This is a genomic window from Rhizobium sp. 62_C5_N11_2, from assembly GCF_051811185.1.
Classification (GTDB): domain Bacteria; phylum Pseudomonadota; class Alphaproteobacteria; order Rhizobiales; family Rhizobiaceae; genus Rhizobium; species Rhizobium leguminosarum.
Genome location: NZ_JBPWPW010000001.1, coordinates 806,567 through 818,112 on the forward strand (window position 1 = coordinate 806,567; position 11,546 = coordinate 818,112).

The 11,546-nt window shown below is 60.1% G+C and carries 11 protein-coding genes and 1 pseudogene; 6 read left to right on the forward strand and 6 right to left on the reverse strand.

Annotation, left to right across the window (positions count from 1 at the left end; translation table 11 throughout):
• Positions 1-44 precede the first annotated feature (44 nt).
• The gene (locus AB8B31_RS04045; RefSeq protein ID WP_026188297.1) at positions 45-281 is read right to left on the reverse strand and encodes a hypothetical protein; all 237 of its coding nucleotides are present in this window, start codon (positions 279-281) and stop codon (positions 45-47) included.
• 153 nt (positions 282-434) lie between these two features.
• Here AB8B31_RS04045 and AB8B31_RS04050 point away from each other — a divergent pair, with 153 nt between their 5' ends.
• The 3 genes from AB8B31_RS04050 (at position 435) to AB8B31_RS04060 (ending at position 5,976) form a co-directional block, all read left to right on the forward strand.
• Positions 435-1,850: a DUF1254 domain-containing protein gene (locus AB8B31_RS04050; RefSeq protein WP_245268215.1), complete on the forward strand. Its 1,416-nt coding sequence runs from the start codon at positions 435-437 to the stop codon at positions 1,848-1,850.
• 434 nt (positions 1,851-2,284) lie between these two features.
• Positions 2,285-3,859, forward strand: a complete 1,575-nt coding sequence (locus tag AB8B31_RS04055) for a carboxylesterase/lipase family protein (protein ID WP_018241011.1) — start codon at positions 2,285-2,287, stop codon at positions 3,857-3,859.
• Between the two features lie 506 nt (positions 3,860-4,365).
• Positions 4,366-5,976 (forward strand): arylsulfatase, encoded by a 1,611-nt coding sequence (locus AB8B31_RS04060; RefSeq protein ID WP_018241012.1) that lies wholly within the window; start codon positions 4,366-4,368, stop codon positions 5,974-5,976.
• 107 nt (positions 5,977-6,083) lie between these two features.
• Here AB8B31_RS04060 and AB8B31_RS04065 read toward each other — a convergent pair whose 3' ends face one another.
• The 5 genes and pseudogenes from AB8B31_RS04065 to AB8B31_RS04085 form a co-directional block, all read right to left on the reverse strand.
• Positions 6,084-6,779, reverse strand: a complete 696-nt coding sequence (locus AB8B31_RS04065) for a class I SAM-dependent methyltransferase (RefSeq protein ID WP_018241013.1) — start codon at positions 6,777-6,779, stop codon at positions 6,084-6,086.
• Positions 6,780-6,820: 41 nt separating this feature from the next.
• Positions 6,821-7,135 (reverse strand): hypothetical protein, encoded by a 315-nt coding sequence (locus AB8B31_RS04070; protein ID WP_018241014.1) that lies wholly within the window; start codon positions 7,133-7,135, stop codon positions 6,821-6,823.
• Between the two features lie 341 nt (positions 7,136-7,476).
• Positions 7,477-7,683 (reverse strand): annotated as a pseudogene (locus AB8B31_RS04075) (IS630 family transposase); the annotation flags it as partial.
• 32 nt (positions 7,684-7,715) lie between these two features.
• A complete protein-coding gene (locus tag AB8B31_RS04080; protein ID WP_018241016.1) occupies positions 7,716-8,579 on the reverse strand; it encodes a class I SAM-dependent methyltransferase in 864 nt (287 codons plus the stop codon).
• 34 nt (positions 8,580-8,613) lie between these two features.
• Positions 8,614-9,261 carry a TetR/AcrR family transcriptional regulator gene (locus AB8B31_RS04085; RefSeq protein ID WP_439007354.1) on the reverse strand — a complete coding sequence of 216 codons (648 nt, stop codon included), beginning with the start codon at positions 9,259-9,261 and terminating at the stop codon, positions 8,614-8,616.
• Positions 9,262-9,468: 207 nt separating this feature from the next.
• Between AB8B31_RS04085 and AB8B31_RS04090 the strand changes: the two genes are divergently transcribed.
• From AB8B31_RS04090 to AB8B31_RS04100, 3 genes are all read left to right on the forward strand, one after another.
• Positions 9,469-10,362: an NAD(P)/FAD-dependent oxidoreductase gene (locus tag AB8B31_RS04090; RefSeq protein WP_018241018.1), complete on the forward strand. Its 894-nt coding sequence runs from the start codon at positions 9,469-9,471 to the stop codon at positions 10,360-10,362.
• Between the two features lie 58 nt (positions 10,363-10,420).
• Positions 10,421-10,546, forward strand: a complete 126-nt coding sequence (locus AB8B31_RS04095; RefSeq protein ID WP_018241019.1) for a hypothetical protein — start codon at positions 10,421-10,423, stop codon at positions 10,544-10,546.
• Positions 10,547-10,715: 169 nt separating this feature from the next.
• Positions 10,716-11,519 carry a glycosyltransferase family 25 protein gene (locus AB8B31_RS04100; protein ID WP_026188298.1) on the forward strand — a complete coding sequence of 268 codons (804 nt, stop codon included), beginning with the start codon at positions 10,716-10,718 and terminating at the stop codon, positions 11,517-11,519.
• Positions 11,520-11,546: the final 27 nt, after the last annotated feature.

Below are 11,546 nucleotides of genomic sequence, written 5' to 3' on the forward strand. Positions count from 1 at the left end.
CTGCGACATCTGCGATTACAGCCGTCTGCCTTCATAGGAAGGCTTCACGAGGCTGAGAATTTCACCATGACACCGCGCTGCCGAAAGTAGGCCTCCATCCGCTTCCTGCCAGAACGGTTATTCTGCACGAGCCTAGCGGGGTCGAATACGGCCTCCTTTAAACCCGCCCGCGTCAACGCTGCCTTGAGGGCCGCGATATGCACGTCGATGTCGGCGTTGTCCGCCTGAAGCGACTCATAAATGCGGTTTGTTGCATCTGCTACGGTCGATTCGCTCACGATTACACTCCTGTTGTCGACTGGCTGGCCTGACCGTATTGGGGTGAAACCTGTTCACGTCAATGGGCGCTCGATCGCACAGGCCTTCGTAGGTTACTGTAACATACTTGCGTTTTCGCGCTTCGAGCGCGCCAATTGGCGCGGGAGGAAAACGCCATGAATTTAACAAAACGCGAGTTCACAAATGGCCTGATTCTTACCGCGGCCGTAGCGGGATTTGGCCCCCGGGCCGCTCAAGCTGCGGAAGCCACTGCGGCCGAAGTCCGCGCCATCGCCAAGGAAGCCTATGTCTACGGCTTCCCGATGGTGGACAGCTACCGCATCCAGCACGCCTATTTCGTCGATACCAAAAATCCCGAATACAAGGGGCCATGGAACCAGATCGTCAATACTCCCCGTGTCTACACGCCCGCTGACACGGCAATCCAAACGCCCAACTCGGATACGCCGTACTCATGGCTGGGCCTGGATCTGCGCACTGAACCGATGGTGCTCACCGTGCCTCCGATTGAAAAGGATCGCTATTTCAGCGTCCAAATGCTCGACGCCTACACCTTCAACTTCGCCTATCTAGGCAGCCGCACGACCGGCAATGACGGGGGCAGCTTCCTCGTCGCCGGTCCGGGTTGGAAAGGTGAGACGCCCTCGGGTGTGAAGAAAGTGATCCGCTCGGAGACCGATTTTATCTGGGCCGCCTACCGCACGCAGCTTTTCAATCCGGACGATATCGACAACGTCAAGAAAGTTCAGGCCGGCTACAAGGCGGAGCCGCTTTCGGTGTTTCTCGGCCAAACAGCGCCAGCAGCCGCGCCCGCTGTTGATTTCATCAAGACGTTGACGCCCGAAGAGGAGAAGACGTCGCCGGAGTTTTTCAACATCCTGAACTTCATCCTGCAGTATTGCCCGACCGATCCGTCGGAAACCGAACTCATGGCGCGTTTTGCCAAGATCGGCGTCGGCGCCGGCAAGACCATCGACTTCGACAAGCTTTCGCCGGAGATGAAGGCTGCCTTCGAACAAGGCATGGCCGATGCCTGGAACGAACTGGCAACTCTTGAGAAACAGAAAATCGACACGGGCGAAGTGACCTCCGGCGACGTCTTCGGCACGCGGGAGTATCTGAAGAACAATTACCTCTACCGCATGGCTGGTGCCGTGCTCGGCATCGGGGGCAATTCGAAACAGGAGGCAATGTATCCGGTCTATGCCGTCGATGCCGACGGAAAGAAGCTGGATGGTGCCAACCGCTACGCCCTCCGCTTCGCGCCGGGGCAACTGCCACCCGTCAATGCCTTCTGGTCGCTGACGATGTACGAACTTCCGCAGAGCCTGCTCGTTGCCAATCCGATCAACCGCTACCTGCTCAACTCGCCGATGCTGCCGCAGTTCGTGAAGGACGCCGACGGCGGCCTGACGTTCTATGTCCAGAACGAATCGCCCGGCAAGGACAAGGAGGCGAACTGGTTGCCCGCGCCCAAAGGGCCGTTCATCGCTTTCATGCGGCTATATTGGCCGAAGGAGGAAGCGCTGGAGGGCAAGTGGAAGCATCCGCCGATGACCAAGGAACTGTAGTCCCGACGCTGCCAAGTTCGATTATCCAGAGGGGATAGGGCATGAGAGTTCTGAAGTTCGGCGAGCAACCAGTGAGCTTCGCTGCAGGAGCACGCTACTGGGTCTAGTCACCCGAACACGGCCCGGAGGGATGAGGTTTTCGTGTAGCGCTGACGTTCCTGTTTCCGAAATAGAGAAGTTTGATTGGCTGCTTCTGGCGAAAAGCGAACTGCCGTAGCCCTGACCCGAGGCCCAGCCATCAGCCGCGGCCATGGATCCCAGGCTCGAGGCCTGGGATGACGGAGGTTGGGGGTGCGTTTTCGCCAAGCTCCCCGCTGGTCGAGCCGACAGCCGCCGTGGAGCAATAGCGCACTTTAGCGATGCCTGATGAACCCTTTCCGTTGCCGTCCTATGGGAGTATTTTGCTCTCACTCAACTTGGCGCTGGAGAGTGCAGTGTTTGTGGACGGCCGTCGCACGTTTCTGCTCTTTTTGGCCGTCGCATCCTTTCCGATGGCGTTTGCGCCACGATCAGCTGCGGCAGACGACACCGTTACGATCGACGGCGGAATGCTGAAGGGTGAGAGGTCGGGCACGGTCGTCAGCTTCAAGGGCATACCCTATGCGGCGCCGCCGGTTGGTGATCTGCGATGGCGCAATCCGCGGCCAGCGGAGACATGGAGCGGTATTAGGGATGCCCGCAATTTCGGTCCGTCCTGCATGCAGACCGATGACCTGCCGAAGTCGGAGGATTGTTTGACCCTCAATGTCTGGACACCCGTCAAACGTCCCCGCACACCGCTGCCGGTGATGGTCTGGATTTACGGCGGCGCTCTTGCCCATGGAAACACCGCTCAATATCCCGGTGGCCAGCTGGCCGCCGGGAAAGTTGTGTTCGTCAGCATGAACTACCGCATGGGCCGACTGGGTTATTTTGCCCATCCGGCGCTGACGAAGGAATCCCCTGACGAGCCCGTCGGCAACTATGGTTACATGGATCAGCTGGCCGCCCTGAAATGGGTCCAGCAGAATATCGAAGCCTTCGGCGGCGATCCGAAGAAAGTGACGATCTTCGGAGAGTCGGCCGGTGGCGGCTCGGTGATGGCGCACATGATATCGCCACTGTCACGCGGGCTGTTCCGGGGCGCCATTCTACAGTCGCCGGGTCTGCCGACCGCGCGGGCGCAGAGCACGCCTTTGTCACCTTTGAAGGAAGCAGAGAAAATCGCGTTGGACTATGCGGCTTCTCTGGGAATCACTGGCAGCGATGCCGAGGCTCTCGCCGCCCTTCGGGCGCTGCCTGCGGAAAAGCTCACCGAAGGCGCATCGGCACAAGAGGTGCTTGTGGGAATGTCGACAGGCAAGCCTGTCATCGGCATCTCAGGCGCGATCATTGACGGACGATTTTTGCTCGAAACGCCGGAAGCGGCTTTTGCGGCGGGCCGTCAGGCGCCGGTTCCGGTCATCGTCGGGGCAAATGATCGTGATCTCGGCATCGGTGAGGCCGCGACGAAAGACGATCTCTTCGCGCTCTTCGGCAATCATGCAGCCGAAGCCCGCAGCCTCTACGATCCCAGCGGTCAACAGACCCTCGATGAGCTGAAGCAGCAGGTTCTGGCCGACAAGACGCTTGTCGAACCATCCCGCCACCTCGCTGACGAGATGATCCGCGCTGGTCAACCGACGTGGTGGTATCGTTTCTCCTATGTCGCCGAGGCTTTCCGCAACGATCCGGCATGGAAAGGCACTCCGCACGGCTTCGAAATTCCGTATACGCTGGGCATTCCAAACGCACTGGTGAAAGACAAGGTGACACCTGCCGACTGGGCCATGGCCACATTGGCAAGCGAATACTGGCTCGAATTTGCAAGGAGGGGTGACCCCAATAGCGGCTCACGGCCAAAATGGCCTCACCACGACCCATTCGCCGACAGGGTCATCGACTTCGGCAATGACGGCGCAACGGTCGGAGCCGATCCGCTGAAGCCGAGGCTCGACCTCTGGCAAAGCCATTGGGAGGAGACGAAATGACGGGGGCGGTGCCTGTCGTCTGGTCTGTTGCCTTACCCATTGCGGGAACTGCCGAATAACACAAGCCCGCTTTGTCATTGCCATCTTCCTCGGAAGACCTTTCCAGATGTCGCGATTGACGGAAGCCCGATCTCCGTTGAATTGCGCTTGGCAGCTTTGGGGCGACAGGCGGCAGCCGGGTCTGATTGGGCCAGAAGCAGACGTCCTATTCCCGCTGGGCTGTCTCGCATAAGCTGAGAAACTCGCCTAGTCGCTGAGCTAAAGTTGTGCGATATTCAGAGCGGGATCGAACTCTGTCTACCGCAGCTCTTTGCGAGACAATCTGCCGATGCCGGCAAACACAGCCGTCCTTGACGCCGATCCCACCTGCACCAGCAGGCATGATCGCCCCTTCGGCGCATAATACATAGCCACGAACGACTTTCAGCCTACCGCATTGCACGCACCGTAGCACCGTTCAAACCGGTGCCGTAACGGGCGCGCAAAACTCAGGAGGAGGAGTAATTATGAGCTATACAAAAAACCTCTGTTTCGGACTACTGGCTTCGGCATTTGCTGTCACGTTAAGTGCACCGGCAATCGCTCAGAACCAAACGCCGAAACCAAACATCGTCGTCATCATGGGCGACGACGTTGGCATCTGGAATATCGGGGCCTACAATCGCGGTATGATGGCCGGCCGCACGCCAAATCTCGACAAGCTTGCGGCCGATGGCATGCTCTTCACGGACTACTACGCCGAGGCGAGTTGCACGGCAGGCCGTGCGAACTTCATCACCGGCGAGTTGCCGGTCCGCACGGGCATGACCACGGTGGGCCAGGCGGGTTCGCCGATCGGTCTGCCGGCTGCTGCCCCCACGCTCGCGACCGTGCTCAAGTCGATGGGCTATGCCACTGGACAATTCGGCAAGAACCATCTCGGTGACCTGAACGAGTTCCTGCCGACCGTTCATGGTTTCGATGAGTTCTTCGGTTATCTCTACCACCTCGATGCGATGGAAGACCCCGCGCACCCTGGTTATCCGCAGGACCAACTGAACGTCGTCGGGCCACGCAACATGGTCCATTCCTGGGCGACAGAGGTGGATGATCCGACAGAAATGCCGCGCTGGGGCAAGGTGGGCAAACAACGGATCGAGGATGCCGGCACGCTCTATCCTGAGCGCATGAAGACCGTTGACGACGAAATCCAGTCCCTCTCTTTCAAGTTCATCGAAAAGGCCAAGGCCGACGGAAAGCCGTTCTTCCTGTGGCTCAACCCGACCCGCATGCACATCGTAACGCATCTCTCGGAGAAGTATGAAAATATGCGCAACTCGGAGAATGGATGGACCATTCACGAGGCTGGCATGGCGCAACTTGATGACATCGTGGGCGCTACGATGCAAAAGCTCAAGGATATGGGCGTAGACGACAACACCATCGTCATGTTCACCACCGACAACGGAACCGAGAACTTTACCTGGCCTGATGGCGGGCAGACGCCGTTCTATGGCGGGAAGGGCACGACCTTTGAGGGCGGCTTTCGCGCACCGGCAATGATCCGCTGGCCTGGACATGTCCCCGCCGGCTCAATCGGTAACGGCTTGATTTCGGGCCTCGACTGGTTCCCGACTTTCACCGCGGCCGCAGGCAATGCCAATATTGCCGTGGAACTTAAGGCCGGAAAGGAAATGAACGGGCAGAAGTACAAAGTGTATCTCGACGGTTATGACCAAACGAGCATGATCACCGGGTCGGGTCCGTCGAACCGCCACGAAATCTGGTATTTCGCCGAAAGTGCTCTCGGCGCCGCCCGCGTCGAAGACTACAAATATACCTTCAAGGAACAGCCCGGCGGCTGGCTCGGTGACACAGTGACATTGGGTGCGCCGACCATCGTCAATCTACGTCTGGACCCGTTCGAGCGGACAGCGTTTTACAAGGGGAACACCGGCTCCCTCGAATATTTCGAATGGTATAAATTCGAGTTCTGGCGCTTCGTGCTTGTACAGCAGCGGGTAGAACAATTGGCGAAATCCGCCGTCGAATTCCCACCCATGCAGACGGGCGCGAGCTTCGGGTTGAGTGCCGTCAAGGCGCAGATTGCCGAAGCCATGAGGAAGCAAGCGCAATAGGCAGTCCTGCATTTCGAAGGGCAGCTCGCAGGGGCTGCCCACTTTCGTAGCTAAGCCGCAAGACTGCGGTCCCGGCCGTAACAGCAAGGCTCTCCTCATCCACGTGCTCATGCTTTCACAGCCGAGAAGAACAGGAACCGCGGCTTGGTCGTCAGGCTTTGGTAGGCCTGCGGAAAAAGCGTGCGGGCTTGCGGATCGGGTTGCGGCTCGCTGACGATGTCGATCTGAAATCCGGCCGACTTCAGCGCCTCGAACATGGCGTGCAGCGGCCGATGCCAGAAGCGCATGGCGATATCCTTTCCGCCGCGCTGCCAGGTCTCATCGAAGCCGTACGTCTCGAAATAATTGTCGCGGCCGGTCGAGGCGTGATCCATGAAGGGATGGTGGGTGGAAAAAACCAGGCGGCCGCCTTCAGGCAGCAGTCGGTTGAACTCCGAAAGGGGCCCCGACCAGTCGGGCAGATAATGCATGACCAGCGAGGCAAGGATCAGATCGAAAGCCTTGTCCGTAAACGGCAATGGATCGTTCAGATCCGCCGATAGCAGCCGCGCACGCCCTTGCAGGCGACGTTGCGCGATCTCCAGCATGCCGGCACTGGCGTCGATCCCGGTCACAACAGCCCCGCGCTCAAGCAGTGCTGCCGCATGCGCCCCGCCGCCGCATCCCGCATCGAGCACGGAAAGTCCGGCGACATTGCCAACCAGGGCAAGTATAGCCGGCCGCTCGTAATAGGCATTCCAGGCATTGACCTCGTTATCGGCATCATAAGCCGCCGCGAAGGCATCATAGTCATTCTCGGCCAAGATTTTTCCCTTTCCGAAGACTGTTCGAAGACGCCTGTGTGTCAGAAGCTTGCTCGATCGACCTGCAAATAGGCCGAGATCGCTTCGGCCGTCAGCAGGGAAGCGCGATGAACGGCCTCGCTTGGAGGTCCGAGTGCCATCGAACCGGAAATGATGTCATCGAGATAGGCAGCAACCGTTTCGCATGTCGCGCCCTGCAGGATCATGTTGGCGGCCTGAAGGAGATAGGTGTCGTATTCATCGGCTGCGTTGTTTCGCCAAGCTGAGTCATCGAGCTGGCGTATTCCGATAGGATCCCAATGATCCCACCCAATTTTGCGGAGGGCGTCAATGTCGATCTTGATGTGTTCACTCATGTCGCAACCTTTCTTGAAAAACGATGCCGACACAACTGGGCGGAACACGATCGATGATGATAGTTATCAGGCAGGGATCGGTGATGCCGACTTTGAAGCGCGATCCAGACGATCCGGCTGTCCATCAATTTAACGATCGCGTCGACAGAGAAGTTCTCAACCGTCGATCATGTCCGGATGCGTCGCTGTCCTTGCTCCAAAGCTCACCCCCGCTCCGTCCTCCTCGGGCTTGACCCGAGGATCCACTTCTCGCCTCAGTCAGCCGTGGGCATGGATTCCAGGCTCAAGGCCTGGAATGACGGAGGTTGGGGCCGTCTTAGCCGGATCTCTAGGACTCCGTTGCCATTCGCATTGAACCGCAAGACCCAGTCACGCACGATCTCAAGGGTGACATTGCCAAGACGCGCTGCATCCGAGCGCGAGCCTCCGCCATAGATCAAGGCAAGTGCCAAAAGACGACGCGCCTGCGCCGCATGCTTGCTCTTGCGGGCCAGACGCCGAAGACCTTCCGCGTCAAAATCCGCCGGTAATGAAATCGCTGCTCCCATCGCAAACCTCTCGTTTGGCGTATTAATCCCTGTCAGCTTGCCGGATTGCGCGCGGTGACGATCCACGCCGCGCCGTTGATCATCACCGACCGCTCACCGGGGCAGCCCGCGAAGACGGCACGAACCGCAGCCGAGGCGCGGGCACGGATGTCGTCGGGCTGATCAGCGAGAGAGCGCGCCAGCGGGCCGACTTCGAGTGTCATCTTCACCGCGTCGTCGAGCGCCGCATCCCGCGTCTCCCCCTTGCCGAATGGGATAGAGGCATCGAAGGGCGCGATAGCGACATCGGTGAAGCCAGCCGCCGTTAGAATGCGCGCTACCCGCCCCTGGTCGCCAAACGAGAACGGGCCGGGCGCTTCGGGACCGGGCGGCGCCGTCGGCGGGAGGATGCCCTTGATCGCGCCCATCGGCAAGCGAACCCAATCGTTCTCGGCCATGCCGCGCCAGCAGACGAAAGCGACCCGCGCGCCCGGCTTGAGCGCACGCCGCATATGAGCGAACGCCGCCGTAGGATCGTCAAAGAACATCACTCCGAAGCGCGAGAACAGGATGTCGAACGCGCCCTCGGGCAACTCGGTGCTGCTGGCGTCGGCCACCTGGAACAGGACCGGCATATCCTGCGGCGCTCGCGCGCGCGCTCTGCCGATCAGCGGTTCGGATATGTCCACGCCTAGCACATGGCCCCCCGCGCCGACGCGGGCGGCCAGATCCAGACTGGACGCTCCCGTGCCGCAGCCGACGTCCAGCACGCGTTCGCCTGTAGCGGGCGCGGCGGCTTCGATCGCGGCCTGGCCGAACACCGCCATCATGGCATCGAGCCGGGCCTGGTAAGTGACCCAGCGCTCCCCGCTTTGGCCTTTCCAGTCGGCTACCTGATAAACATTTTCCTCTGTCATGCCATATCCTTGTTCTGATCCGTTCTTAACCAGGCTATCCGCCCGCGTGATTGTTGCCACCGTGCGCGGCGACGAACATGGCGACGGCCGACCGGCAATAGGATTCTATTTCGTTATCGTCCTCTGCTCTCGCCTCATCGAAGCGTGCGATAATCAAGAGATCGGATCCTTTGATAAGCGCGGCAAATAAGCGGGCGGACTGGAGAGGATCGGGCACGTTCAGAACCGCCTTCGTGTGCAACTGACGCAACAGGGCCTCGATTTGGGCGATGACATAGGCGGGGCCGGCTTCGTAATGGAGCTTGCTTAACGACGTTTGATTCGTCTTGTCGGCCATGATCATGGCTTCGACACTGCGCACCTCCGGGCTCAACAGCGTGCGAAGCAGGGATGTTCCCACCGCCATGAGCTGATGTTCTGCCGAACCGTCGACGCCTTCAACAAGGGCCTGTGGTGCAAACTGATGGCAGTGGGCCGCGATGGCCGCACTGAACAGCGCCTCCTTGTTCTCGAAGTGCCGATAGATGCTGAGCTTGGATATCCTCGCTCGCTGGGCGACCTTGTCCAATGTCGTCGCTTGAAAACCCAATTCCACAAAGAGTTCGCACGCGGCGTCGACTATCGTTTGGCCAAGCGCCTCGTTGGCGGGCCGGCCGCGCCGGCTCTGGCTGTTTTCGGTCACGACAATTACGATCCTTGACAGTATCTTAATTCTTGCATTACGATACTACGTAGTATCTGAAATGCGCAAGCCGAAGAATGGATTTTACTCTGTCTTCCAAATCAAGATTCCCTGGGCCGCTTGGCGATATCGAATGCCTATCGCTGAATGAGTTTTTGCGCCTGGCCCAACCCAACCCCCTCCATCCGCAACACGGAGCCCATCACCATGGATGACGTCATCATCATCGGCGGCAGCTTTGCCGGTCTCGCCGGCGCCCTTCAGCTCGGCCGTGCCCGCCGCAAGGTCACCGTTCTGGATACCGGCCTGCCGCGCAATCGCTTCGCCGGCCACTCGCATGGTCTGCTCGGCCACGATCACAAGCCACCGCTGGACATCCTGGCCGAGGCGCGGCAGCAGCTGGCGCGTTATCCCACGGTCAAGCTGGTCAATGCCCGGGCCGACGGCATCTCCGGCACCATCGACGATTTCTCCGTCCTCACTGGCGATGGCGAAAGCCTTGGCGCGCGCCGCCTGATCCTGAGTTATGGCGTTGCCGACCAGATGCCTGCTGTTCCGGGTTTTGCCGAAAGCTGGGGCACATCCATCGTGCCCTGCCCCTATTGCGATGGCTTTGAAGTCGCCGGCCAGCATTGGGGCCTCGTCTGGTCCGGCCCGCCGTCGCACAATTATGTCAGGCTGTACCACGACTGGACCGACACGTTGACGGTCTTCGCCGATGGTCACGACATTGCACCCGATATCCGGGCCGATCTGGCGCGCCGCAACATACCTGTCGTTGATGGCCGGATCGCCGAAATCGCCCATCACCGGGGCCATATCACCACCGTTAATCTCGAGAGCGGCCGCAATGCCGCGGTCGACATCCTGTTCGCACATCCGCGCAACAAGCCGTCTGCAAGCCTGCATGACTCACTGGGCCTCGCCACGGTCAATACGCCCTTCGGCATCGCCCTCAAGGTCGACGAGCGCCGCGAAACCAGCACGCCCGGCATCTATGCTGCCGGCGATCTTGCAAACCCCCTCATGGCCTCGGTCACCACGGCAATATCGCAGGGCGCGACGGCGGGTATCTCCGCCCAGCAGTCGATGCTGGTTTGAGAAGACACAGATGGAGTTCCAACACGTCACCTTCGACTCTGATCAATGAGGAGGCAGGTTGCTCAAGCCAGGGGCCATCCGGCGCGGCACGCAGTGGGTCGCTGTCGTCATCGAAGGCTCGCTGGTTGTCGGTTTCGATCGCGGGAAGGGAGGCGTCCACTGCGTGCCGCACGAGTGCTGGTAGCGCGGCATTCTCACGCGCACTTTGCCGGGATCATACCAATCCGTAAGAAATGCAGCCTCGGTTGTTCGACCCTCGCACTTTACCAAAATGTATAGTTCCAGCGAGGTCCCCGTGAGGTTTGGAGCGCAGGCTTGGCGCCATCATTGCCAAGTCGAAGGTCAGCTCTCTCATGAACATGCGCACCGCACCTGCCGCCCTTATGCCGGCCCTTCATCCGGTCAGCCTGCGGGTGAACACCTACCTGATCAATCTCGACCGCGCGCCATTGCGCCGGTTTCGAATGGAACGCCTGCTGGCAAGCTTCGGCCTTGCCTTCGAGCGCGTGGCGGCGGTCGATGGGGCAGGGCTGAGCCTACCGCATCCGGGCTTCGACGAAGCAGCCTATCTCAGCCGGCACGGCCGCCGGCCAAACCCTTTCGAGATCGGCTGTTATCTCAGCCACGTCGAATGCGCCAAGCGCTTCCTTGGCAGCCATGCCGAGTTCGCGCTCATTCTGGAAGACGATCTCGATTTCGATGACGATCTGGCCGAGCTGCTCGAGGCCGCCCTCGAGCATCAGGCGCGCTGGGACATCCTGCGGCTGTCGACCGTCAGTTCCGGGAAAAAGCACAAGGTGGAGCCGCTGACCGCGTCACGCTCGCTTGCCATCGCGCTCACCCGCGAGAAGGGGTCCGGCGCCTATCTGATCAATCGCAAGGCGGCAGGCTGGATTGCCGATATGCTCATGCCCATGCGTCTGCCCTATGATCTCGCCTTCGATCTGGAGTTCGATGATGGGCTGAGCGCCTGCTTCGTCGATCCGCTGCCGGTCAGCCAAAGGGCCGATCCCTGTTCCCAGATCCAGGCAGGGCTTTCGACCTATCGGCTGGGCCGCCGCCGGCCGTGGAGTGTCCTGCCATATCGAACGGCGGCTGAGGTGCGCCGGTTTGCTCGTCGCTTCCGCCGTCTCGCGGCTTGGAGGGTGAGCGGCTAGGGCCGCTCCCCCGGGCTGAGCGGCTAG